This is a genomic window from Variovorax glacialis (assembly GCF_051216375.1).
Classification (GTDB): Bacteria; Pseudomonadota; Gammaproteobacteria; order Burkholderiales; family Burkholderiaceae_C; genus Variovorax.
Genome location: NZ_JBPJZT010000008.1, coordinates 12703 through 36878 on the forward strand (window position 1 = coordinate 12703; position 24176 = coordinate 36878).

Consider the following 24176-nt stretch of genomic DNA (forward strand, 5'->3'; position numbering starts at 1 on the left):
TTGTCCTGGCGCTCGAAAGCGCGGAAAGTACGCCGCTTTCAGGAGAACGAATGATCGATCGACGACAGTTTTCAAGCGCCTTGCTCGCAGCACTCGCCGGCGCTCCCGCCTTGGCATTCGCCGGAACCGACGCTCCGCTTTCGCAGCGCTTCGCGGACATCGAGAAGGCCAGCGGCGCACGCCTCGGCGTCTCGGTGCTCGACACCGGCACGGGCCTGCACGCCGGGCACCGCGAGGACGAGCGCTTTCCGATGTGCAGCACCTTCAAGTTCCTCGCCGCCGCGGCCATCCTCGCTCGCGTCGACCAGCACAAGGAGCACCTGGACCGCCGTGTCGTCTTCAGCCAACGGGATCTCGTCGAGTACTCGCCAATCACCGAAAAGAATGTCGGCGGCGCGGGGATGACGCTGGCCGCGCTCTGCGAAGCAGCCATCACGAGAAGCGACAACACGGCCGGCAACCTGATGCTCGCCAGCATCGGCGGCCCTGCAGGCCTGACGCGCCATGCACGCGCCCTCGGCGACCCGGTCTCGCGCCTCGACCGCCTCGAAACCGCGCTCAACGAGGCCCTCCCCGGCGACCCGCGCGACACCACCTCACCCCGCGCCATGCGCGACAACATGCAAAAGATTCTCTTGGGCGACGCGCTCGCGCCGGCCTCGCGCGCCCAACTCCTGCGCTGGCTCGACGCCAATCAGACCGGCGGCCAGCGATTGCGGGCCGGGGTTCCGTCGGACTGGGTGGTCGGCGACAAGACCGGCTCCGGCGATCGCGGCACCGCCAACGTCATCGCCATCCTCCGTCCGCCGGGGCGTGCACCGATCCTGGCCTCGGTCTACCTCACGGAAAGCACCGCCTCGATGGAGTCGCGCAATGCGACGATCGCCTCGGTCGGCGCCGCATTCGCCAAGTCGACCTGAACAGCCTTTGGGCGCCGCGCCGCGCTAGCATGCGGCCATCATGCACATCGTCTGGCTCTATGCCGCCCTGCTGACATTGATGTACGTCGGCCTGAGCTTCCGCACGCTGCGGATGCGGCGGCGCCTGCGCATCGTCATCGGCGATGCGGGCGACGAGCGCATGCTGCGTGCGATGCGCGTGCACTCGAATTTCGCCGAGTACGTGCCCTTGAATCTCCTGCTGATGTACTTCGTCGAATCGTCGGGTGCGGCAGCCTGGTTCGTGCATGCGCTGGGCCTGTGCCTGCTGCTCGGCCGTATCCTGCACGCGGTCGGTGTCAGCCGGGTCAAGGAGCGATTTGCCTTTCGCACGCTCGGCATGGCGCTGACCTTCACGCCGATGATCGCGGCGGCGCTTCGACTGCTGCAGATGTACTGGGCCCAGTCGGGTGGATGATCGCGCGTCCGCGATCAACCCTTCCTTCCACCGAACACCAGCAACGCGCCACCCACCACGATCGCGGCCACGCCCGCCCAGATCGGGAAGTTCACGTTCTGCTTTTCCTTCACCGACAGTTCGACCGGCCCCAGCTTGACCTGATGCGTTTCCTTGGTGAAGCTGAACCCGCCCGTGCCCAGGGCGGCGATGCCCGCCACGATCAGGATCAATCCGATGATTCGGGTCGCATTCATTGAGGTGTCTCCGTGCTGCCTCGACTCTAGCCGCAACGCGACCCTACAGCGGCAGGATGTCGCGCTCGCTGCCGCCGTGCAGCCATTCGGCGAACTCGTCCGCCAGCCGCCGCGACTCCTTCGCCGCAATGCTCCAGGCCTTGATGCGCGACTGAACATCGTTGCCGTAGCGCACGAAGTCATTGCGATCGGGCAGCTTGCCGTTGGGCAAGCCCTTGACCCACTCCGGGTTCGGCGCGAGCACCACCATGCGGTCGAGGAAGCCGGTCGCCTTGTGGCGCCACTTGAGCCCCTTGTCGAGCCAGCCCGGCACCACGGCCTTCTGGAAATGCGGGTACAGCACGATGCCGTCAACGTTGACGTAGTCCAGATGCAGGTGGTAGTCCGTGATGCCGCCGTCCCAGTAGGCACCGGGCGGCGCGCCGGGGATGTCGTGGACGGCTTCGAGCATGAAGGGGATCGAGCACGAGGCCTGCAAGGCGAGCTCGAAGTTGCCTTCGCGCAGATCGACCTGCCGCGTCCGGAAATCCCGCGTGCCGAAGGGAAGCGTCGCGCCCGGTGTCGAGAACACCACGCGCTCCAGCCATGCGCCGAGACTCTTGCGGTGCACGCTGTTGGTGATGAAGGCGCCGAGGTAGCCCATCGGTGTGCGCGCCCGCCCTTCCCGCCCGAGGATGTGACGACCGCGCGCCGTGATCACATGCAGCCGATAGCGTGAATGCCCCAGCACCTCCGCCGTGCGGCCGCCATAGAAGCTGCGCAGCCCTTCGCCGAACTGCGCGCTGACCTGCTTCGCGCTCAGCCGCTTCTGGCCCGCAGGCACTTCGAAGTGCTGGTGGATGTAGCCGTGCTCGAACTGCTCGAAGGCGGTGCGGGCATCGGCGAGGCAGGCATTGGCCAGCCGCCACGCACCGATCGACGCGCCGACCAGGTCGATGGGCTGCGTCGACTGCGCCAGCCAGTCGCCGAAGAGAAAACGGTCGATCGGCCCGAGGATCAGCCCCTTGGGCCCACCGGCGGCACCGGGGATGGTGCGCACATCCTGCGGTCGCAGGCCGTGCGCCGCGATGTGTTCGCGGGCGACCGGGCCAGCGTAGATGCGAAGCGCTTTCATGACGCCAGCACTGGCAAGAATCGTGCGCCGCCGGCCACGGCCCGCTTACTTGCGCAAGCCTTGCAGCTTCGCGAAAGCCGAGGCCATCTGCCCCGCCGGCTGCGGCGAGTTGTCGCGGCGCGGACCCTGCTGCCCGCGGCTTGCGCCTTCGAAGCGGTTCTCGCGCGGACCGTCTCGGCGCGAAGGCGCGGCATCGAGCTTCATCGACAGACCGATGCGCTTGCGTGCCACGTCGACCTCCATCACCTTCACCTTGACGATGTCGCCGGTCTTCACCACTTCGCGCGCGTCGTTGACGAACTTGTGCGACAGCTGGCTCACGTGCACCAGGCCATCCTGGTGCACCCCGAGGTCGACGAAGGCGCCGAACTGGGCCACGTTGCTCACCGTGCCTTCGAGCACCATGCCCTCGACCAGGTCCTTGATGTCCTCCACGCCGTCATTGAAGCGCGCGACCTTGAAGTCGGGGCGGGGGTCGCGGCCCGGCTTCTCGAGTTCGCCGAGGATGTCCTTGACGGTGATGACGCCGAACTTCTCGTTCGCGAAGAGCTCGGGCTTGAGCGTCTTCAGCATCTCGGCACGGCCCATCAGCTCGGCGACGGGCTTGCCCGTCTTCTCGATCATCTTCTCGACCACCGGGTAGGTTTCCGGATGCACGCCCGTCATGTCCAGCGGGTTGGCACCGCCGCGAATGCGCAGGAAGCCCGCGCTCTGCTCGAAGGTCTTGGCCCCGAAGCCGCTTACGTCCAGCAGTTGCTGGCGGCTCGCGAAGGCACCGTTGGCCTCGCGCCAGCGCACCACCGCCTTGGCCACGCTCGCCGACAGGCCGGACACGCGCGACAGCAGCGGCACGCTTGCGGTGTTGAGGTCCACGCCGACCGAGTTCACGCAGTCTTCGACCACCGCGTGCAGGGTGCGCGTGAGTTCGCTCTGGTTCACGTCGTGCTGGTACTGGCCCACGCCGATCGCCTTGGGGTCGATCTTCACGAGTTCGGCCAGCGGGTCCTGCAGGCGGCGCGCGATGCTCGCGGCGCCGCGCAGGCTCACGTCGACTTCCGGCATTTCCTGGGAGGCGAATTCGCTGGCCGAGTAGACCGACGCACCGGCTTCGCTCACCACCACCTTGTCGACGTTCACGGCCGGCGCGCCGGCCTGCGCCGTCATCTTGGCCAGCAGCTTGATCAGGTCGGCCGCCAGCTTGTCGGTCTCGCGGCTCGCGGTGCCGTTGCCGATCGCGATCAGGTTCACGCCGTGCTTCGCGCAGAGCTTGCCGAGCGTGTGCAGCGAGCCTTCCCAGTCCTTGCGCGGCTCGTGCGGGAAGACCGTCGCTGTCTCGACCAGCTTGCCCGTGGCATCGACCACCGCGACTTTCACGCCGGTGCGGATGCCCGGGTCCAGGCCCATCACGACGCGCTGGCCTGCGGGTGCGGCGAGCAGCAGGTCGCGCAGGTTGTCCGCGAAGACCTTGATCGCCACCTTCTCGGCGTCTTCGCGCAGTCGAGTGAACAGATCGCGCTCGGTCGACAGCGACAGCTTGACGCGCCAAGTCCAGGCCACGCACTTGCGGATCAGGTCATCGGCCGGACGGCCCGCATGGCTCCAGCCCAGGTGCAGCGCGATCTTGCCTTCGGCGATGGACGGCTTGCCCGGCTCGGGTTCGACCGGCAGCACCAGCTTGGCGTCGAGGATTTCCTGCGCCCGCCCGCGGAACACCGCCAGCGCACGGTGCGACGGCACGCGGCCGATCGGCTCGTCGTAATCGAAGTAGTCGCGAAACTTGGCGACGTCGGCGTTGTTCTCGTCCTTGCCCGCCATCAGGCCGGACTTGAAGAGTCCTTCGGTCCACAGCCATTCGCGCAGACGCTGCACCAGCGCGGCGTCTTCGGCCCAGCGCTCGGAGAGGATGTCGCGCACACCGTCGAGCACGAGCTGCACGGTCGAGAAGTCCAGGCCATCGGCCGCGGGCTTCACGAAAGCAGCCGCTTCATCGGCCGGGTTCAGCGTCGGATCCGCGAAGAGCTTGTCGGCCAGCGGCTCGATGCCGGCCTCGCGCGCCATCTGGCCCTTGGTTCGGCGCTTGGGCTTGAAGGGCAGGTAGAGGTCTTCCAGTTCCTGCTTGGTCGGCGCGGCATCGATGGCGGCGCGCAGTTCGGGGGTGAGCTTGCCCTGCTCCTCGATGCTCTTGAGCACCGCGGCGCGGCGGTCTTCGAGTTCGCGCAGGTAGGCGAGGCGCGCTTCGAGTTCACGCAACTGGATGTCGTCGAGGCCGTCGGTGGCTTCCTTGCGGTAGCGCGCAATGAAGGGCACGGTGGCACCACCGTCGAGCAGATCGACGGCGGCCTTCACCTGGTGCTCGCCGACCTTGATCTCGGCGGCGAGCTGGCGAATGATTTTCTGCATGTCTGGAAGGCGTCCCTGGGCACGGCGGCGCCGAAATCCGGCGCCTTTCGAATAAAGCGCGGAAGTTTGCCATAGGGGCCGGGCCACAATCGTCACCGATGCGTATCCTGAAGAAACTCCTTGGCGCGATCGCCGCAACCGTGCTCTTGCCGGTGCTGCTGTTCGAGGAGTGGGGCTGGGAGCCGTTGGCCCGCGCGCTGGGCAAGCTCTCGCGGCTGGCCGTCTGGGCACATCTCGAAAACGGGTTGCGCGCCCTGCCATCGTGGGCCGCCGTGCTGGTCTTCTTCGCGCCGATGCTGCTGTTGCTGCCGGTCAAGCTTTTCGGCCTGTTCCTCCTGGGCGAAGGGCATGCGAAGAGCGCAGTCATCCTGTTGCTCGCCGCAAAGGTGGTCGGCACAGCCATCCTGGCGTGGCTCTTCCAGTTGCTGGAGCCGGCCCTGATGCGCATCCCCGTGTTCGCACGCTGGTACCCGCGATGGAAGGACTGGAAGGACGGGCTCCTTGCAGCCGTGCGGCAGAGCGCCCCATGGAAAGCCGTCCGCGCCCTGAAGAACAGCATGCGACGGTGGTGGCGCAGCGTGCGCAGGCCGTCCTGACAAAAATTTTCATCCGGGTAGATTGAAAATCAATTTTCGTCCGGGTATTATTCGCGCCCCATGCCCTCCTCCACATCCGAATCCACCCTCACCGTCTTCGCGGGCTTCCGGCGCATCGCGTCCGGTCCGCGCTCGCAGGTGATCGCCGAGTTGCGAAAGCACCGCGGCCAGCGCGACGACGCGCTCCCTTTCGTCTTCGATGACAGTACCGGCGAACGCCTCGACCTCGACCTGCGCGACGACGTCCCGCCGGCGGAATCCGCCCCATCCGACGAACAGGCGACCCGCAGCGTCGGGCGGCCCAAGCTCGGCGTGGTGGCGCGCGAAGTCACTTTGCTGCCACGCCATTGGGATTGGCTCGCCCGCCAGCCCGGCGGTGCGTCGGTGGCCTTGCGCCGGCTCGTCGACGAGGCGCGGCACGTGCATGCCGACCGCGACGCGCAGCGTGCAGCGCGCGAAGCCACCTACCGCTTCATGACCGCCATCGCTGGCGACCTGCCCGGCTTCGAGGAAGCAACGCGCGCCCTCTTCGCCGGCGAGCACGCACGCTTCGACCAGTTGATCGCACCCTGGCCGGAAGACCTGCGCGACCATCTCGACAAGCTCGCCGCGGCCGCCTGGAGCGCCGCATGAAGCCGCCGGTCACCACCTCCGCCGCCATCGACGCGGAGGACATCCAGCACGCCGGCGAGATTGCTGCGCCGCCCGCCTCCGTGGCCGACCCGGTGCCGCCGCAGATCGCCTCGCACGCCAACCCGCGCGCCGCGGCCATGGCGTCGCGTCCGCTGTGGAAGACCTTCGCGATCTTCCTCGCGCCCATGCTGCTCAGCAACATCCTGCAGTCGCTGTCGGGCACGCTCAACAACGTCTACCTCGGGCAGATGATCGGCGTCGGCGCATTGGCGGCGGTGTCGAGCTTCTTCCCGATCATGTTCTTCTTCATCGCCTTCACCATCGGCCTGGGCGCCGGCGCCTCGGTGCTGATCGGCCAGGCCTGGGGTGCGCGCGAGCCCGACAAGGCGCGCGCCGTGGCGGGCACCACGCTGACGGTCGGCATCCTGTTCGGCCTGTGCGTTGCGCTGTTCGGCGGGGCTTTCACCGAGCCGATGCTGCGCATGCTGGGCACGCCACCCGACATCCTGGCCGACGCCACGCGCTATGCACGAATCATCCTGATCGCGATGCCAGGGCTCTTCGTGTTCCTGCTGTCGACCGCGATGCTGCGCGGCGTCGGCGACACGGTGACGCCGCTCTACACGCTGATGATCTCCACCCTGCTGGGCCTGTTCATCACGCCCGCGCTCATCCGCGGCTGGTTCGGCCTGCCGCAGCTCGGCGTGGCGAGCGGCGCCTGCGCCACCGTCATCTCGTTCGTGGTCGCGACCGTGTGGCTGGGCTTTCACCTGCGGCGCAAGAAGAGCGTGCTCGCGCCGGATGCCGACTTCATGCGGCACCTGCGCGTGCGGCCGGCACTGCTCAAGGCCGTCCTGAAAGTCGGCGTGCCGACCGGCGTGCAGATGATCGTCGTGTCGCTGGCGGAAATCGCGCTGCTGTCCTTCGTCAACGCCTATGGATCGAGCGCGACGGCCGCGTACGGCGCGGTCAACCAGGTCGTTGCCTATGTGCAGTTCCCGGCGATCTCGATCGCGATCACGGCGTCCATCCTCGGTGCGCAGGCCATCGGCGCTGGCCAGGTGAACCGCCTCGGCGCCATCACCCGCACCGCGCTGATGATGAACCTGGTGCTCACCGGCTCGCTGGTCGTGCTGGGCTACCTCTTCTCGCGGCCGCTGATGGGCTTCTTCATCACCAGCGAGCCGGTCATCGACGTGGCGCAGACGCTGCTGCACATCATGCTTTGGAGCACGGTGATCTTCGGCATGGGCTCCGCGCTTTCGGGGATCATGCGGGCCAGCGGCTCGGTGCTGGTGCCGACGGCCATCTCGATCTTCTGCATCGGGCTGATCGAAGTGCCGGTCGCGTGGTGGATGAGCCATCGCATGGGGCTCAACGGCATCTGGATCGCCTACCCCGTCGCCTTCACGGCGATGCTGACGATGCAGGCGTGCTACTACCGCTTCGTATGGCGCAAGAAGACGATTCGCCGGTTGATCTGACGCCGGTCCCGGTCCTCTACTCGTTCCGCCGCTGCCCGTATGCAATGCGGGCACGCATGGCGATCGCGGCGAGCGGACAGCGCTGCGAACTGCGCGAGGTCGTGCTGCGCGACAAGCCGGCCGATCTCCTCGCGGCCTCGCTTAAGGGCACGGTGCCGGTGCTGGTCGACGTCGACGGGCGCGTGATCGACCAGAGCCTGGACATCATGCTGTGGGCGCTTCGGCGCAGCGACCCCGACGGCTGGCTGCAGCCGCCGCAAGGGACGCTGGACGACATGCTTTCGCTCATCGCCGAATGCGATGGCGAGTTCAAGCGGCATCTGGACGGCTACAAATATCCCGAGCGCCAGCCGGGCGGCGACGCAGTGACGCATCGCGAGCAAGGCGCCCGCTTCCTCCGGCGGCTGGATGCACGGCTTCAGGTCTCACGCTGTCTGCATGGCGACCAGGTGGCCCTCTCGGATATCGCGATTGCGCCATTCGTGCGCCAGTTCGCGCAGGTCGACGCGGCCTGGTTCGACGCGCAGCCCTGGCCGCGACTGCGCGAATGGCTCGCGGCGCGATTGAACGCACCCGTGTTCAGCCAGGTGATGGACAAGTACCCAGCATGGCGTGCCGGCGACCCCGGCGTGCGCTTTCCCGCGCAGCTGCGGCCCGCCTGAGGCCGCCCGTCAGCCCTTTCGCTCGCTAGTGCCAGACCGGCAACTGCTGCAGCGCGTCGTTCGGCCGCCCGACGATGTCCACGCCGGTGATGCTGTTCCCGCCCGGCGCGAGTTCGACGTCGCAGCTGATTTCCCATTCGTGGCTTTCGGTGCGTCGCACGAGGCAGACCTCCTCGCCGGCCGCGATGAGATTGGCGCAGTCGTGGATGCTGATCCGTTGTGCGGGACCGAGGGCCAGCCCTGTCGAGCCGAATTCCCTCTCCACGACCTGATGGATGGCGACCAGATCGATCCCGGCGCCTTCGTAGTGAGCAGCAGAAATCGCGTGCTGGGCCATTTGCAACTCCATGAAATCTAAGAGAGAGCGAGTTCGCGCATGAGGTTGCTGCGCACCCACGTGAACGCACCAGACTCGACGTTGTTCGCCTGCCAGCGGCGGAATTCGGGATCGGCCGACAACGGATCCGTGACCTTCGCGTACTCGATCGCGTTGTCGAACTGGATGGTCAGGACGTAGTTGCCCAGTTCGCCGGCGGCCACGCTCCACAGCTGCGGGTCCGGTGCGCCATGCTTCTTCCACAGCGCCGCGCCTGCTTTCACGGCTTCGATGACGGCCCCGAGATCGGCGCCCGGGTTGGGTCGCAGGACATATCGCGCTTCGTAGGCCATGGGAGTCTCCTTCGCCGCTGTGATGTCCGACATTGAAGCACCGGTCCGCTCGCGGGGCAATCCACAACTGCAGCTCCGGACGGTCCTGGCTTGCCATCGCGCCCGCCGGCTCGGAGAATTCCTCGTTGCACGGCAGCCTGGCTGCCAGAGGATGTGATGAACCTCGATCCTGTCCCTCCCGTCGCGCTGGTGGTGGACGACGAGCCGGTGGCCCGCCTGATGGTCAAGCTGTCGCTCGTAAGGCTCGGCTGCACGCCCGTCCTGGAGGCTGCAGACGGCATCGATGCGCAGCAGGTCCTGCGTGAGCACCCGGAAGTGGCGCTGGTGCTGACGGACATCATGATGCCGAGGATGGATGGCCTCGAACTGCTGCGCTGGGGACGGCAGGCGGTGCCGGATGCGATGTGGATCGTCCTCTCGGGGCTGGAGACCTTCGACACGGCGGTCGCCGCAATCCGCCTGGGTGCCTTCGACTTCCTGTCGAAATCGCCGCACCTCGAAGAAATGGGCGTCGCGGTGCGCAATGCGCTCGAGCGCCGTCAACTGCTGGCCGAACGCGAGCACCTGCACCGGGCGCTGCAGCGCAAGGTCACCGAACTCGAGCAAACCTCCGAAGTACTGCGCCGCGACCTCGAACGCGCTGAAGTCATCCAGCGCGCCCTGCTCCCACGGAGCCCGCCACCCATGGAAGGCTATTGCATCCAGGCGCTCTACCGGCCCGGACAGCATGTGGGCGGCGACCTCTACGACGTGGTGCGGCTGGGCGATCAGCACCTGGCCTTCTACCTGGCCGACGCCACCGGCCATGGCGTGACGTCCGCGATGCTCTCTGTGCTGTTCAAGCAGCGACTGGTCCTGGTGGATCCGGCGACGGGCCTCGCGCTGCCACCGGCGGAGGTGATGGCCGCGGTGAACCGCTCGATCTGCGAGGCGCATGCGGCGCCCGGCCTGTTCCTGACGGCCGTGTTCGGCCTGCTGGACACCTCGGACGCCAGCCTCACGCTGGCTTCCGCGGGCCATCCGCCCGTGCTGCACGCACGCGATGGGCGCGAGACGCGCCTGATCCGCCGCACCGGCCCCGCGCTCGGCCTGACGCCGGACGCGCACTTCGAGCAGGAGCGGTTGCAGCTCCTCGCGGGCGACCGGATCCTCCTCTACACGGACGGGCTGCTGCCCTCGGGCTCGGAGCGCGAGCAGGAACTGCTGCAGGAGGTGCTCGCCACGCCGCTCTCCAGCGCGCAGGAAGTGATGTCGCGCCTTCACGCCGACGCGCCGGTGGGCGTGGACCGCGACGACGTGACCATCCTGCTCATCGACGCGCACGCCGGGGCCTCCTGGTTCGACAACGGCGCCGAACGCCCCGCGGTCGTCGCGTCCGGCGCGCCGCGATCCGAGGCCGAGGCGGTGTTCTTCGGCGAAGCCGGCCACGCGGCCTACCTCGGACTGCGCGGCCGGGCCAGCTGGATGCATTGCGATGCCTTCCATGAAACCGCCCTGGCCGTGCTGGACGGCGGACGCCCCCTGGTGCTGGACCTCTCCGGCTGCGAATACATGGACAGCACCTGCCTCGGCACCGTGCACGAACTGGTCGCCCGCGGCGGCGTGACACTCGCGGGCGTGACCCCGGCCGTGCGCGCCCTCTTCGAGGAACTGAGCATGTCGCAAGTGCTGACGGCCATCCGTGAGGACGGTCCCGCCGCGCCCGAGCTCTACCCGCTCGGCACGCAGGGCGACCAGGCCGCGCTGCACAAGCGGATCCTGCACGCGCACGAGGCACTCTCCGCGCTGAGCGAACGCAACCGCGAGGAATTCAAGGAGGTCGTCGAGTCGCTGCGCGGCGAGCAGGACGGACCCCGATGACCGCTGCCATCCGAGTGCTGCATCTCGAGGACGACCCGGCCGATGCGCAGCGCATCCGGCAGGGGCTGCAGGACGAAGGCCTCGCTTGCGACATCGCGTGGGTGCAGACGAGGGAAGATTTCGCATCCGCCCTGCAACGGCAAGCCTTCGACCTGGTCTTGTGCGACTACGAGGCCGGCGGTCTCGACCTCGTGCGGCAGGTGCGACAGCAGCACCCGGAGCTTCTGCTGTTCGTGATTTCCACCGAGCTGTTGACCGAGGAACAGGCGGTGGATTGCCTGAAGGCCGGCGCCACCGACTACATCGTCAAGCAGCGTCTGCGGCGGCTGGGCTATTCGGTGCGGCGCGCGCTCGCCGAGCAGCAGCACAAGTTGGCGCTGCGCCGGGCGGAAGAAAACCTGCGTGCCCTCAACACCGACCTGGAGGCGCGCGTGCACCTGCGCACCGCCGAACTGGAAACGGCGAACGCGTTCCTGAACTCGGTGATCCACCAGATCCCCTACCAGGTCATGGTCAAGAACGCCGACGACCTGAAGCTCGTCCGGGTGAATCGCGCCCTGGAGGAACTGACCGGGCGCACCCAGCAGGAGCTGCTCGGCAAGACGATCCACGACTTCGTCAGTTCCAAGGTGGAGGCCGACTTCTTCACAGCGAAGGACAAGGAGGCGCTGGCACTGGGCCGGGAAGTCGACATCCCCGAAGAGACCCTGCATGCACAGGACGGCACCGTGCGCGTCCTCCATGCGAAGAAGATCCCGATCCTCGACGACACCGGCAAGCCACGCTACCTGCTGACCATTTCGGAAGACGTGACGGAGCGCAAGCGCAAGGAGCGCGAGATCGAGCGCCTGAATTCGGCCCTCGCGCAGCGAAGCGCCGAAGTGGAAGCCGCCAACCGCGCCAAGAGCACCTTCCTCGCGACGATGAGCCACGAGATCAGGACGCCGATGAACGGGATGCTCGGCATGCTCGAACTGCTGAGCCTGACCGAACTGGACGCCGAGCAGCGTGAGACGCTCGGGCTCGTGCGCGAGTCGAGCCGGTCATTGCTGCGCATCATCGACGACATCCTCGACTTCTCGAAGATCGAGGCCGGCAAGCTGGAGGTCCGTCCCGAGGTCGTCTCGGTCAAGCGGCTGGTCGAAGAGGTGCAGAGCATCTACCTCGGCAATGCCAGCGGCAAGGGCCTCATCGTGAGGCGCATGGTCGATCCGCGCGTCAGTCCTGCCCTGCGGGTCGATCCGGTCCGGCTGCGCCAGATCCTCAACAACTTCGTCAGCAATGCGATCAAGTTCACTTCCGAAGGCTGGATCGACATCAACGTGCAATGGCTCGGCCGCACGGACGGACAGGAAAAGCTGCGCTTCCAGGTGAAGGACACGGGCATCGGCATCTCTCCGGAGGACCAGGAGCGCCTGTTCCAGCCCTTCACCCAGGTCGACGGCGACCCGGGGCGGCGACGGCCGGGCGGGACCGGGTTGGGGCTGGTGATCTCGCGGCAACTGGCGCAGATGATGGGCGGCACGATCAGCATGGAGAGTTCGCCGGGCATGGGCACCACGGTCACGCTGGAACTGACGCTGCCGGTCGCCGAGCCGCCGCCCGGCAGCGGTGCCGATAGCTATCGAGCGCGCTCGGCACCGACGGCCGTGCGCCGCATCGCGCCGGCCGTCGCGCAGGCCGAGGCGGAGGGAACGCTGGTGCTGCTGGTGGACGACCACCCCGTCAACCGCATGCTGATCCTGCGCCAGGTGCGAACCCTCGGCTATGCGGCCCAGACCGCCGACGACGGCGTCCAGGCCCTGGAGATGTGGAAGTCGGGCCGCTTCGGGATGGTCATCACCGACTGCCACATGCCCCACATGGACGGCTACGAACTCACGCGCTGCATCCGCCGGGTGGAAGCCGCCGAGGGACGCGGGCGCGTGCCGATCATCGCGTGCACCGCCAACGCGCTGCAGGGCGAGGCCGAGACCTGCTTCGCCGCCGGCATGGACGACTTCCTGGTCAAGCCGGTGGAACTGGCGCAGCTGACCGAGAAGGTCGACCGGTGGTTGCCGCTGCCCCTCGCGACCTCGTCCGCCGGCGCCCCGGTCGACGCGGCGCCGGCTTCCGACGCACCTTCGGGCCCGATCGACCACGCGCTGCTCGCGGGGAAATGCGGTGGCGATGCTTCGATGGTGAACGAGGTTCTTGCGGCCTTCCGTCGCACGTGCGAGGACGATTCGAACGGACTCAGGCTGGCGGTGGCCGGGGACGACGTCGCGCAGGTCACCCTGTGCGCTCACCGCATGGCCGGCGCCAGCAAGATGGTCGGGGCGGCGGATTTCGCGGCGGCATGCGAGCACATCGACCGCGTGAGTCGCACCGGCGACTGGCAGGCGGTCCTCGCCGGGATGCCGGCCTTCGAGCGGGAACGGATGCGACTGGCCGACTATTTCAAGGGGCCCGCGGGGCGCAGGCAAGCGGCCTGACGCGCCGGGCCACGGCTCATTCTTCCGTCCTGGGCATCCGGACACGCTGTCCCGCGTCCGGGACGGCTCGCCCCTAATCGAACACCTCATCCCCCGTCGGCTCGTAATGCGGCACCGCATTCATGTTGTGCCGCAGCTTCGACAGCTCCCAGTACATCCGCCTGCGCGCCCGGCTCTGGTTGCCCAGCGGCCGATGCTCGGGGATGGTGTGCCACGGGTTGTAGGACAGCCGCTTGGCAAATTCCATCTGCGCCGGCGAATCGAAGGTCTGGCGCGGAAGCCGCAGCGTGGCGACGCTGACCCGCGGCGACAGCTTCTCCGGCCACAGCACGCCCGCGTTCTCGATCGGCATGAGGTGGGGGTCGGTCTGCATCTGCAGGCGGATGTCGAGCTCGACATCGCCTTCGGCCAGCGACGCAACCATCGCGTTGCGCAGGTAGTCGTCAGGCGGACGCAGCGGCAGGCGCGGGATGGGCGTGCGCTTCGTCGTCGTCGGCCACACCGAATACTGCATCGCCTGCCCCTCCCCCATCAGGTAGGGCACGCAGCTGAAGTACGGCGCCTCGAACGGGCTGCTCTGCGTCTTGATGAACAGCGACTGCATGACGAGATCGAGCACATGCGATTCGCGCAGGTTCACGAAGTAGAAGATCTGCGCGTTCTTCACGCTCTCGATCTGCAGCGCCGCATTGCACTTGGCATCCGGCGTCACGAAGGTCGGCGTGGAGACGGCGAACATGTCGAGCGTGTGCTGCTCCTCGTCCATCAGCTTCGGCCCGGGCACGCCCATCAGCTTGATGCTGATGCTCATGAAGCCCACGTCGTCGATGTCGGGCGTGATGTACGGGCCCGGCCCCGAGAACCGCACCCAGGCGGGAAAGATCTGGTGCTTTGCATAGATGCCGCGCTTCATGTGCTCGGGGATGTCGTCATGCACGATGAACTCGCCGCGCACGATGCCCTGCGTCTTGGTGTTGCCGCCACGCTCGAAGCCGCCGGGCTTCCACAGGTCGCTCATCTGCCGGGTGAAGCTCTTGACGATCGAGTCGGTGAAGCTCTCCTCGTCGGGCATCAGCCTTTCCTCGGCGATGCGCAGACCCTCGTTCGACCTCCGGCTGTTGATCATGGCGGTGGTGAAGCGTGCGAGCGGATCGCGCAGCAAGGCGTCGAATGCGGGCCTGACGAAGGGATCGAAGCGCCGTTCGAGCCGGATGAACGCCATGCCCGTGTCGCTGATGAAGTTGCGCACCACGGAGCCCGTGTTGGCCCTCGGCGTCGGTCGGCTGGCGTTGGAGTTCATGGCTGGCCCCTGGACAGATACCGCAGCGCGCGCAGGCTGGGCAGGAAGAAATAGGCGCCGCCCAGCACGGTCACGAACTGCGGCATGCCGCACACCCGCCTGTCAGGTCCGGACGGGACGGGCATCGAGAAAGCGTCGGTCGCGGTGCCATCGGCGCGCGGCAGGTGGTTGCCGATGAGCGGATCGCTCTCGCCCGGCAGGCCGTCGAAGCGCTGGCCCGCGAGCCACGCCCCCTGCACGAATTCGAACTGGCGCGCGATGTTCGCACCGAGACAGATGAAGTGGAGACCTGTCTCCTCCTGCGGCGGCACGCCGTATTCGCGCCCGCGCCGCAGCAGCCGATGGAAGCGGGTCGACGAGACAAGATCGTTCGCGAGTGCATCGGCGTCGAAACCCAGGGTGTGCTTCGCCCAGGAGATGAAGCCCGGCGGCCCCGGCGGGAGATCGGCATTGCGGGGATTGCTGCGTCGGATGTGCGCACCCACCGGGCAGCGCAGACCCTCGGGATCGCTGCGGTAGGTGAAGGTGTTGCGCGGGTCTTCTTCGCCCTCGATGCCTTCGTTGGCGCGGCCCATGAGGGGCTCGCCTTCCATGGTCCGCCCGACCATCGCTTCGGCGAGTTGCTTGCGCCGCACGGGGTCGCCCTGCACCTGCCCGTCGATGTAGCGCCAGAAGCCTTCGACGTCCTGCCGCAACTGGCGCAGGACGAGATAGCTGCCGTTGCGGCCGAAGTCGGCCCGCTCGGGCGCGTCTTCCCCGCGCGCGAGGATGGCATCGGGGTCGCGCAACGCGTCGAGCAAGGGCCTGTCGGTGTACTCGCCATACTCGTTCGGATAGCCGAGCAGGAATTCGCCGATGCATGAGCGATTCGTGTAGCCGGACAGTTCCTCGTCGCGCGCCGGCCGCTCGCGCTGCCAGTCGATCGCGGGTTCGGAAATGCCGTCCACGAAGCCGAAAGGCTCGACGCCGTCCAGGTCCGAGGTCGTGAGGCAGGCCAGCTGCTCGAAGCCTTCCTCGGCATGCGCCATGGCGTTCCCGATCCAGTCGTCGAGCCCGCCGGGCATGGCGTAGAGCATCACCATCACGTGCGGCATCGTCTCGGGCGACCCGCCCCATTGCCAGCCCGCGGGGTCGCTCGGCCCGAGATCGCCGAGCCGGCGCGCGCGGCTCGCATCGCCGCTCATGCCGACGATGAATTCCGGCGAGAAGGCTTCGACGATGTCCTCTTCCACGCCCAGCATGCGCAGGCCGGCGCTGGTGATGGCAATGTGCAATGCCGTCTCCGGCGCCGATTCGCGCTTCGTCGCGCTGGTGACGGGCGCCTGCGCGAGCCAGGCGCATGCGGCCTCGCGATCCGTCACGCGCAGCAGCAGGAAGCAGGCCTGCGTCAGGCGGCGATAGCCGAAGCGCACCAGGCCCTGGATGTCGTCGTCCTCGGCCGGGTGCGCGTTCATAGCAGCCTCAGCCATGCGAGCGCCTGCTCGTCCGTCATCGAATACATGTCGAACCCCTCGCGGATACGCCGGTTGCGATCCAGGTCGGTGAGCGTCAGGCCGGGGTAGGCCTTGTACCAGACCTGCGTGGGCAACTGGTGGCGGCGCTGGTAGTGCTTGAAGCGAAGCTCGTGGCGCGCGCCGCCCTTCACGAGCCAGTCGGTGCGCGGCCAGCCGAAGCCGTTGCTGAAGATCAGGTTGAGCCCCCAGCCGGCCTTGTTGATGAAGTCGTCCATGTAGCTCTCGTGGCTGCCGTCGTAGCTGCTCGCGAACAGAACGCGCGCCTTGCCGTCGAGAAACACCCATCGCGCGAAGTGGATCGTCTGCACCCGCGCGAGATGGCCGTGCCCGAAGACATGGCGGCACGCATAGTCGATGAGCAGCAGGATGAACTGCGTCAGCCAGCGCCGGAACAAGCCCGGCTTGACCGGACCGAGCGCAGTGAAGCTGTTGGTCAGGTCGTGGTCTTCGAGCTGCTGCATTTCCCGCACGGCACCGATTTCGGGCCGCGGGCAAAACTCGGGGTCGTTCTTCTCGTGGTGGCGCAGCAGCAGGACGACGAACGGCGCCAGCACGATCAGCAGCGGCAGCAGGATCAGCCCGACCAGGGGCACGCCGATGGCATGCAGCAGATTGCGGAGTTGCCAATCCATCGGCGTCCGCTCGGTCGATGTGAGGACGAGGCGTCCGGCGATCATCTCGGCCTGCACGGCAGCGAGCAACTCGCGTCGCAGCGCCTGCGGGTCGACGTCGGTGGCGAAGTCGCGTCGCACCTGCGACGACAGGATGCGCTGCAACGCGCTGTCCTGGCGGATTTGCGTCACGGTGCGGCCGATGCGGTTCACGTAGCCCGCGGCCACCGGCACGCTGTGCGACCTGAGCCATCCGAGCAGATTCGCGCCGGTACCGTAGGTCTCGCAATGTGAGAACAGCTGGCGCAGGCCGTCGCCGGCACGTTCGACGAACTCGGCCAGCTGATCGTCGGCCGGGCCATCGCATTCGCCAAGGAAGCACAGGTACGTCGGCACATGGGGCCGCGGCAGGTCGAAGACCTCCAAGTCGCCCATCGTCGTGTCGGGTAGCAAGGCGAAGCGCGCGAAGTGCAGGCGCTCGAATTCGCTGAAAGGCACGAGCGCGTTCGAGGGATCGGCCACACCGGGCGTCACGTTCATGGTGTCCAGCAACTGCCGCAGGCCGGCCTCGCGGCCTGTGGCCAGCGGCGCGACCACCATGAAGTGAGATTGGGGAGTCACCGCATCAGAACTGCAGGCAGAAGTCGATCAGCCGGTCCTTGCCCCAATACACCTTGCCCAGGTAGAAGTTCGGCCCGATCAGGCGGATCTCGTCGCGGATCCATTGGGCCACGAGCGAGGTCTTCGAGTAGTCGAGCACGATGCATTCCTTGTTGTCCAGCCAACTCTCGCCCTTGCCCACCGTGGCGATGATGGCGGGAATGCCGGCCGCGGTGATCTTGTTGATCAGCACGCCCTTCTGCGCGTCGAAGATTTTTCCCTGCCACCCGAACTGGTTGATGATCTTCGCGATGGACTGCGAGTAGTGCGTGCCCGGCGCGATGATGGCCGTGCCCTCAGCCTCGCCGTTGGGGATGTCGCCAGCCGGGCTGGCGCGGAACAGGTCGTCGAGCTGCTGCTGCGACATGTCGAGCAGTTGTTGCACGTCATACGCCATGTGCTTCTCCTCTGGGGAAACCCCATCGTTCCCAAAGTGTCAGCCAATCATCTGGACCCGTCAATTTGCCGAAAGGGATGTGCCTTTCGCCTGCTGCAACACGACGTCGGCGGCCTTCTCGGCAATCATGAAGATCGCCGCTGCGACGAAGAAACCCGGAATGCGCGGGAACGCGGAGGCATCGACCACGCGCAGGCGCTTCACGCCATGCACGGCGAAGGTGCTGTCGAGCACGCCCCCTTCATCCATGGCGCCGATCGGGCACGAGCATGACGCGTGGTGCCCCCATGCGGTGCTGCGCACGTAGTCGGCCAGGGCTTCGTCGCTCTGCGCCGCCGGCCCGGGGGCCAGTTCTTCGGCGATCCATCCGCTCTCGATCAGCGGCGCAGTCATGCGGCGCACCGCGCGGATGGCCTCGACCACCGCCTTCAGGTCTTCGCCGGACGCGTCGCTGCCTTCCTCGAAGTAGTGGAAGTTGACCAGCGGCATGTCGAGCGGGTCCGCGGAGCGCAGACGCACCGTCCCGGCACGGTTGCGCGTGTGCGCCTTCAGCACGGCCCAGGTCAGGCGGTCCGGATGGTCGCGGATCCAGTTCGAGAATCCGCTGAAGTAGCCCTCGAAGCGCGCCAGCAGCGCCATGCAGAAAAGGTCCGGGTCGTCCTTCTTGCGGGCTGCGGCGCTCGACCGCTGCACCAGGCCGAGCGCTGCGCCGTTGGAGGCGTACATGCCCGGCTCGCCGAGCTGCCAGCGTCGCCAGAGCGTGTCGTCGCGATCGAAGCGCGCCCCCTCCAGCACCTCCCAGCGTTCGCGCATGCGATGGGTGACCGCGACCTCGTAGCGGTCCTGCAGGTTGCGCCCGACACCAGGCAGGTCGACCCGCACCGGGATGCCGTGCTCCGCCAGTTCTTCCGCGGGACCGATGCCCGACAGCATCAGCAGTTGCGGCGTGTTGAACGCGCCGCCGCAAAGGATCACTTCGCGGCGCGCATGCACTTCGCGTCGTTCGCCCGGCGCATTGCTCGGCCGTGCATGTGCGCGGTACAGGTGGGCGCCCTTCAGATATTCGACGCCGCTTGCGCCGCCGTCGGCATCGAACAGCACGCGCGTCGCGAGCGCATCGAGTTCGATGTGCAGCCGGGAGGGATGCCGCGCCGCCACGTCGAGCACGCGCTCTCGCGCGCCGACGCGCCGCTGGCCCGAGGTCGCGAGCGGCATGTAGCAGATGCCTTCGAAGCTGCCCGATGCCATGTGCCAGGCGTTGGGGTCGCCCATGCCGCGACGCAGCCAGCGCAGGGTGCTGAGCAACGGCGTCGGCAGGCTGTTCGTGAAGGTCCGCGCGGTGTCCCGCAGCACGCGCACCAGGCCGTCATCGCCGAGCACGGTGAGCGGTATGGCCTTTTCCGTTCGCAGCCAGCCGTGCCAGCCGTGGCCCGTCGGGTCCAGGCCGATGTGCTGCAGCGCTCGCCAGACCGGCCGGTGCCGGCAGTCTTCCACGCGCAATGCGTACCGTCGCATGTGGGTCGCGCGCCATGACAGGTCGCCGGTGAGCCGGGCGATGTGATTCCAGTCCGAGGCGTGCGGCAGCATGAAGATCATTGCGTTGTGCGCGGTGCAGCCGCCGAGCGCTGCAGCCCGCGGGTACAGCACGCCCTCCCCGACCTCGTACTTCCAGTCCCTTGCCTGCTGGCCCTCGTCCGCGTAGTGGTGGACCCGGAAGTTCCAGCTCATTGCCGGGTTCTCGCAGGCGAAGGCATGAAAGGCCGGCACGTCGTAGTCGTCGGGCAGCCGCGCGGCGCTGGTGCGCGGGTCGCCGCCCGCTTCCAGAAGGAAAACGCGCATGCCCGCTTCGGCCAGGCGCGCCGCCAGCGTGCCACCGCCCGCCCCCGAACCGACGATGACGTAGTCCCAGTCGGTGGGTTCGGCGACGGGGGACATGAGGGCGATCGCGTACCGGTCAGAAAGTCTTGAGGAAGGCGATCAGCGCCCGCTTGTCATCGTCGCTCAGCTCCGGCTCACGGCCGAAGGCTCTTTCGTCGGCGCTCAGGCCGTCCTGCCGGTTGAACTGCGCGGTGCCGAAATAGTGGCCGCGGTTGACCACGAAGTCCGGGCACTTGCTCAGCTCCAGCATCGGCTCGCGCAGGTTCATGAAGTGCTTGCGCAGGTCTTCGTCGCTGGTATTGGCCGGTGCACTCGCGAGAGCACCCTTGAGCTGTACGAGCAGTTCGCCGGCGTCCTTCACATGCTCCACCTTGTCGCCGAGGCTGTCGGACTCCGCGCGCAGCTTGAGGTTTGCCAGCAGGTTCACCGGCACGCCTTCGGGGATGGGGCCGATCACGATGTCGCCGCCTTCCTTGACCAGCCATGGCAGCCAGCGGTGCAGGGAACCCTGCATCGGAAGCATCGCGTCCGGCGCGTAGCCCGTCGGTATCGTCACCACGCTGCGTTCCGTCGTCCGGTCGATCGTGCCGCCGACCCTGTTGCCCAGCACCGCGTCGGCCTTGCGCTTCTCGGGCCACAGCATCTGCTCGATGGACTGGTCGAAGACCTTCATCCGCGCCTCGACCGAGGGATTGCCGTCCGGGTCCGCTTCGCCGACGGTGTTGTTAAGCAGGAACGGTGCCGTCGACCAGACGCTGATGAGCGAAGGCACCCGCGTGTACCCGCGCCCGCCGGCCGGCATCGCATAAGGCCTCGCCTCGCCGGTGAACGGATCGCTCAGGGTCACCGTGCCGACCGAAGGCAGGCTCTTGTAGGTCTGCGAGGAGAAGTTGTCCCAGATGTTGCCGCGCAAGGCATTGGTGGCGAGCGGGCTGCAGACGTTGGTGCGCAACAGCGTCACCGGAATGCGCGCATCGGTGGAGAGATAGTTGCCTTGCAGGAAGTCCGGCGTCTGCACGACCTTGCGCATCTGCGCCTTGTATTCGGGGGTCTGCGTCCAGGTCCAGTAGCGCTTGAAGCATTCGACATAGCCGGGGCCGGCACAGCGCGCGGGGCTGATGTCGAGCGTGGCCGGCAGCGGCGGTGCCTTGCTCGAATGACAGCGGGCGCAGGTGTCCGCAAAGGCGTTCTTGCCTCGCTCCAGCGTGGCCGCGTCGGCGGCGAGGTACTTGTCGCCGCCGGGCGCATCCTTGAGGCGATCGGGCTGCGCGGCCTTCAGGAAGAACAGCGCCGTGTTCACCGTGCCCAGCTCGGTCGCCTGCCAGTAGCTGGAGTTCTTCTGCGCCGACGCAATCTTGATCGGCGAGATCGTCTTGCCGCCCACCACCGGGTTGAAGTGCAGCAGCCATTCCTCGCTGAACAGCCCGATGTTGAGGTACACCCGGTTCAGGGCGCCCAACAGGCCGACCGAATCCGCGCCGTCCTTGAGCACGCGCGGCGTGCGAACCGTGCCGTCGGCCTTGTTGAAGAAGTCGGTAAGCGGCCCGCTGCTCACGAAGTCGTTGAACTGCTTGTTGTCCAGTTCGCCGCCGGCCAGCTTCTCCTGGCCGATGCGTTTGGCCATGTCCATGCGGGCGATGAAGGCGTAGACCGCGTTCATCGTGCGCGGGTTGTTGATGCCGTCGGTCGAGACCAGCGAGGTGTCCATCGTCCCCGGCCGGTACGTGTGGGCGAGCTGGTACATGTAGTTCCTGCGCCCTTCCGGCTTGTTCGCGTTGTGGATGAACAGCCGGTCCACCCACATGTACTGCGCGCCCACCGAGGAGCTGAGGTTCTCGAACTTCGGACTGTTCGGATCGGCCGGCGGCTTCACCGGGCTCGGCCCGACGTGGCAGAAGCCGCAGGACATGCCCACGCGGTACGGCCGCACCAGGTCCTTGCGGTTGTAGTAGCTCGGGTCGGTGTAGTACTTCTCTGCGTCCCATTCCTTGGCGGCCTTTTCGTCGAAGGCCGGATTGGGGAACAGGCGCAGGCCGGAGATGCCCGTGTTCCAGCCGTAGAAGGAGCCTACCGGCTGCGTCGTGCCGTCACCCAGCGGCTTGCCGCGCGAGCCGATCGCGACGCCGGGGTACTTCGCCTCGTTCTCGAAGGGGTCCGGCCCGCAGTCCTTGCTGCGCACGTCGAGCCAGAGGCCGCGGCGATCCTTGCTCGGGCCGGCGGCATTCTCGAAGCAGGGTTCGTTGACCAGCCCGAAGGTCTTCCAGCGATTGGCGCGCGAATAGCCCAGGCTGGGATGGGAACTGATGATCTTCAGCAGGTCGAAGGCGCCGAAGGTGTAGTCGGTCATCTGGTTCCAGAAGCGGTCATTGCCACCGCTCCAGACGATCCACATGTTGCGACCCTTGATCTCCTCCGGCGACAACGCGACCCCGCCGTCCATGTCGTGGAAGTAGTCCTCCGTCGCATGCGGGAAGGACGCCGCGTCCCGACCGGCAAGCCGGGCCTCGTCGAGCACCTCGCCGGGCTGCGGCCCCTTCGAGCAGGCAGCGAGAACCACGCACGCCAGCAGCGGCAGCAGCCTCGCGGCGTGCCTGCAACCTTGGGTCATTGCCATTCCTCCTCGTCGAAGCCTGGGTGAACGGGCAATCGAGGGTGGAGTTTGGAGGGGGGGCGGGCTGTTGGCTATCGGCCATGCGCGGTAAGGCTAAGGGCGTAGGCGGGTCAGCCGCTGGCGGAAGCAGCCACCGTCCGTGGCCCTCGCCCGATGAGTACCCACGCACTCAAGGCACTCGTCAGAGCCAAGCCGGCGCATATCAGCATCACCCATCTGAATCCCGAAACGAATGACGCATTCACCGTCTGCCTGAGTGCCGCACCCGCAGCGGCATCCACGCCCGCCGGCAACTGCGCCCCGGCAAGTTGACTGCGCTGCGCCACGAGGAAAGAAGTCGTCTCGGCAGATGCGCCGATGCCGCGCAGCCCTTCTCCCAGTCGCGCATCGAAGGCCCAGGCCATCACCACCCCGAACACCGCAATCGCCAACACCGATGCCGTCCGCGACACCGCGTTGTTCACCCCCGATGCAATACCCGCCGATTCAGGCCCGACGGCATTCATCACTGTCGTGGTGAGCGGCGCAACCGTAACGGCCATGCCAAGGCCCAGCACCACAACCGCAGGAAAGAAGGCCGTCCAGTAATTGGCCCCGACCCCCGGCACGGCAAACAGCACGAACCCCACTGCCGCAATGCACGGCCCGATCACCAGCGGAAGCCGCGAGCCGAAGCGATCGACCAATTGCCCCGCCCATCCCGAAAGCGCAAACATGATCAAGATGAAAGGCAGCAGCGCCGCACCCGCGGCTGTCGCCGAATAGCCTTGCACCTGGATGAGATTGAGCGGGAAGAAATACAGCCCGCCACCGAGCGCCGCATACAGCAGCAGCGTCAACAGGTTGGCACCGCCGAAGTTGCCGATGCGCATCAGCGAAAGCGGCAGCATCGGCGATCGCACACGCAGTTCGACGCCGACGAAAGCGGCGCTCGCCACGATGCCCGCGATGAGCGCGCCCAGGACGGCCGGCGAAGTCCACCCCTGCGTCGGCGCTTCGATGAATGCATAGACGATGCCGCCCAGCGCAATGGTCGCGAGCGCCGCGCCCCAGAGATCGAGGCCCGCGGCCGCGTCGCCTCCCTTGCTCTCGGGCACATGGCGCCACACGATCAGCAGCACCATCACCGCCATCGGTACGTTGACGAGAAAGGCCCAGACCCACGAGTAGTGGTCCACCAGGAAGCCGCCCGCCACGGGCCCGATCGCCGCGGTGATGCCGCTCCACCCCGACCATGTGCCGATGGCGCGGCCGCGTTCCTTCTCGGGAAACGAAGCGCTGATGAGCGCCAGGCTGCCGGGCACCAGCATCGCCCCGCCGATGCCCTGCACTGCCCGCGCGAGGATGAGTTGATGCACGTCGCCGGCCAGCGCGCAACCCACCGACGACACCGCGAAGAGCGCGACGCCGAGCGCGAAGATCTTCCTGCGCCCGAAGTGATCGCCGAGCGATCCGCCCACCAGCAGTAGCGCCGCAAGAAAGAGTGCATACGACTCCACCACCCACTGCGCCTGGAAAGCCGTCGCATGCAGATCCGCCTGGATGGCGGGCAGCGCGACATTCACCACCGTGCCGTCGATGAAGGCCATGCTCGACCCGATGATCGCGGCGGCCAGCACCCAGGGCTTGGAGGCCGGTGGGCAACCCGCCTGTTCGCAGCCGTGGCGAATCTGGTTGTCGTCCCCGGGTGGCTTGCCGATCTGGGTCATGCCGGCAGTATG

General features: G+C 67.3%; 20 protein-coding genes. 8 read left to right on the plus strand and 12 right to left on the minus strand.

What is annotated here, in order from left to right; translation table 11 throughout:
- Positions 1 to 50: 50 nt before the first annotated feature.
- Positions 51 to 920, plus strand: a complete 870-nt coding sequence (gene bla / locus ACSFBL_RS21105; RefSeq protein ID WP_435517776.1) for a class A beta-lactamase — start codon at positions 51 to 53, stop codon at positions 918 to 920.
- A gap of 40 nt (positions 921 to 960) precedes the next feature.
- Positions 961 to 1356, plus strand: coding sequence for an MAPEG family protein (locus ACSFBL_RS21110; protein WP_435517777.1), 396 nt, complete (start codon positions 961 to 963; stop codon positions 1354 to 1356).
- Between the two features lie 14 nt (positions 1357 to 1370).
- Here ACSFBL_RS21110 and ACSFBL_RS21115 read toward each other — a convergent pair whose 3' ends face one another.
- The 3 genes from ACSFBL_RS21115 to ACSFBL_RS21125 are packed head-to-tail and all read right to left on the minus strand — an operon-like array spanning position 1371 to position 5106.
- Complete coding sequence (locus ACSFBL_RS21115; RefSeq protein ID WP_435517778.1) at positions 1371 to 1592, minus strand: hypothetical protein; 222 nt, start codon at positions 1590 to 1592, stop codon at positions 1371 to 1373.
- 43 nt (positions 1593 to 1635) lie between these two features.
- A complete protein-coding gene (locus tag ACSFBL_RS21120; protein ID WP_435517779.1) occupies positions 1636 to 2706 on the minus strand; it encodes a patatin-like phospholipase domain-containing protein in 1071 nt (356 codons plus the stop codon).
- A 45-nt stretch (positions 2707 to 2751) separates the two neighbouring features.
- Positions 2752 to 5106 (minus strand): Tex family protein, encoded by a 2355-nt coding sequence (locus ACSFBL_RS21125; RefSeq protein ID WP_435517780.1) that lies wholly within the window; start codon positions 5104 to 5106, stop codon positions 2752 to 2754.
- A 98-nt stretch (positions 5107 to 5204) separates the two neighbouring features.
- On the opposite strand from ACSFBL_RS21125, the gene ACSFBL_RS21130 reads away from it, so the two are divergent.
- The 4 genes from ACSFBL_RS21130 to ACSFBL_RS21145 all read left to right on the plus strand — a co-directional run bounded on the left by ACSFBL_RS21130 (position 5205) and on the right by ACSFBL_RS21145 (position 8481).
- Complete coding sequence (locus tag ACSFBL_RS21130; RefSeq protein WP_435517781.1) at positions 5205 to 5702, plus strand: hypothetical protein; 498 nt, start codon at positions 5205 to 5207, stop codon at positions 5700 to 5702.
- Positions 5703 to 5762: 60 nt separating this feature from the next.
- Positions 5763 to 6335, plus strand: a complete 573-nt coding sequence (locus ACSFBL_RS21135) for a DUF2239 family protein (protein WP_435517782.1) — start codon at positions 5763 to 5765, stop codon at positions 6333 to 6335.
- 137 nt (positions 6336 to 6472) lie between these two features.
- Complete coding sequence (locus tag ACSFBL_RS21140; protein ID WP_435518118.1) at positions 6473 to 7819, plus strand: MATE family efflux transporter; 1347 nt, start codon at positions 6473 to 6475, stop codon at positions 7817 to 7819.
- Positions 7786 to 8481, plus strand: a complete 696-nt coding sequence (locus ACSFBL_RS21145; protein ID WP_435517783.1) for a glutathione S-transferase — start codon at positions 7786 to 7788, stop codon at positions 8479 to 8481. The genes ACSFBL_RS21140 and ACSFBL_RS21145 overlap by 34 nt, the downstream gene beginning before the upstream one ends.
- A 25-nt stretch (positions 8482 to 8506) precedes the next feature.
- Here ACSFBL_RS21145 and ACSFBL_RS21150 read toward each other — a convergent pair whose 3' ends face one another.
- Both ACSFBL_RS21150 and ACSFBL_RS21155 read right to left on the minus strand, forming a co-directional pair.
- Positions 8507 to 8818 carry a hypothetical protein gene (locus tag ACSFBL_RS21150; RefSeq protein ID WP_435517784.1) on the minus strand — a complete coding sequence of 104 codons (312 nt, stop codon included), beginning with the start codon at positions 8816 to 8818 and terminating at the stop codon, positions 8507 to 8509.
- Positions 8819 to 8835: 17 nt separating this feature from the next.
- Complete coding sequence (locus tag ACSFBL_RS21155) at positions 8836 to 9150, minus strand: NIPSNAP family protein (protein ID WP_435517785.1); 315 nt, start codon at positions 9148 to 9150, stop codon at positions 8836 to 8838.
- Positions 9151 to 9306: 156 nt separating this feature from the next.
- Between ACSFBL_RS21155 and ACSFBL_RS21160 the strand changes: the two genes are divergently transcribed.
- Together ACSFBL_RS21160 and ACSFBL_RS21165 are read left to right on the plus strand one after the other, a co-directional pair.
- A complete protein-coding gene (locus ACSFBL_RS21160; protein WP_435517786.1) occupies positions 9307 to 11010 on the plus strand; it encodes a SpoIIE family protein phosphatase in 1704 nt (567 codons plus the stop codon).
- A complete protein-coding gene (locus tag ACSFBL_RS21165) occupies positions 11007 to 13484 on the plus strand; it encodes a PAS domain-containing hybrid sensor histidine kinase/response regulator (protein WP_435517787.1) in 2478 nt (825 codons plus the stop codon). Before ACSFBL_RS21160 ends, ACSFBL_RS21165 begins: the two co-directional genes overlap by 4 nt.
- A gap of 73 nt (positions 13485 to 13557) precedes the next feature.
- Here the strand turns inward: ACSFBL_RS21165 and ACSFBL_RS21170 are convergent, their stop codons facing one another.
- From ACSFBL_RS21170 to ACSFBL_RS21200, 7 genes are all read right to left on the minus strand, one after another.
- Positions 13558 to 14784, minus strand: coding sequence for a catalase family protein (locus tag ACSFBL_RS21170; protein ID WP_435517788.1), 1227 nt, complete (start codon positions 14782 to 14784; stop codon positions 13558 to 13560).
- Complete coding sequence (locus tag ACSFBL_RS21175; RefSeq protein WP_435517789.1) at positions 14781 to 16253, minus strand: Dyp-type peroxidase; 1473 nt, start codon at positions 16251 to 16253, stop codon at positions 14781 to 14783. Before ACSFBL_RS21175 ends, ACSFBL_RS21170 begins: the two co-directional genes overlap by 4 nt.
- The gene (locus ACSFBL_RS21180) at positions 16235 to 17530 is read right to left on the minus strand and encodes a hypothetical protein (RefSeq protein WP_435517790.1); all 1296 of its coding nucleotides are present in this window, start codon (positions 17528 to 17530) and stop codon (positions 16235 to 16237) included. Before ACSFBL_RS21180 ends, ACSFBL_RS21175 begins: the two co-directional genes overlap by 19 nt.
- Positions 17531 to 17534: 4 nt before the next feature.
- Positions 17535 to 17966 carry a hypothetical protein gene (locus ACSFBL_RS21185; protein WP_435517791.1) on the minus strand — a complete coding sequence of 144 codons (432 nt, stop codon included), beginning with the start codon at positions 17964 to 17966 and terminating at the stop codon, positions 17535 to 17537.
- 60 nt (positions 17967 to 18026) lie between these two features.
- The gene (locus tag ACSFBL_RS21190; protein WP_435517792.1) at positions 18027 to 19901 is read right to left on the minus strand and encodes a GMC family oxidoreductase; all 1875 of its coding nucleotides are present in this window, start codon (positions 19899 to 19901) and stop codon (positions 18027 to 18029) included.
- A 19-nt stretch (positions 19902 to 19920) separates the two neighbouring features.
- Positions 19921 to 22458 (minus strand): hypothetical protein, encoded by a 2538-nt coding sequence (locus ACSFBL_RS21195; RefSeq protein WP_435517793.1) that lies wholly within the window; start codon positions 22456 to 22458, stop codon positions 19921 to 19923.
- Between the two features lie 107 nt (positions 22459 to 22565).
- Complete coding sequence (locus tag ACSFBL_RS21200; protein WP_435517794.1) at positions 22566 to 24164, minus strand: MFS transporter; 1599 nt, start codon at positions 24162 to 24164, stop codon at positions 22566 to 22568.
- Positions 24165 to 24176: the final 12 nt, after the last annotated feature.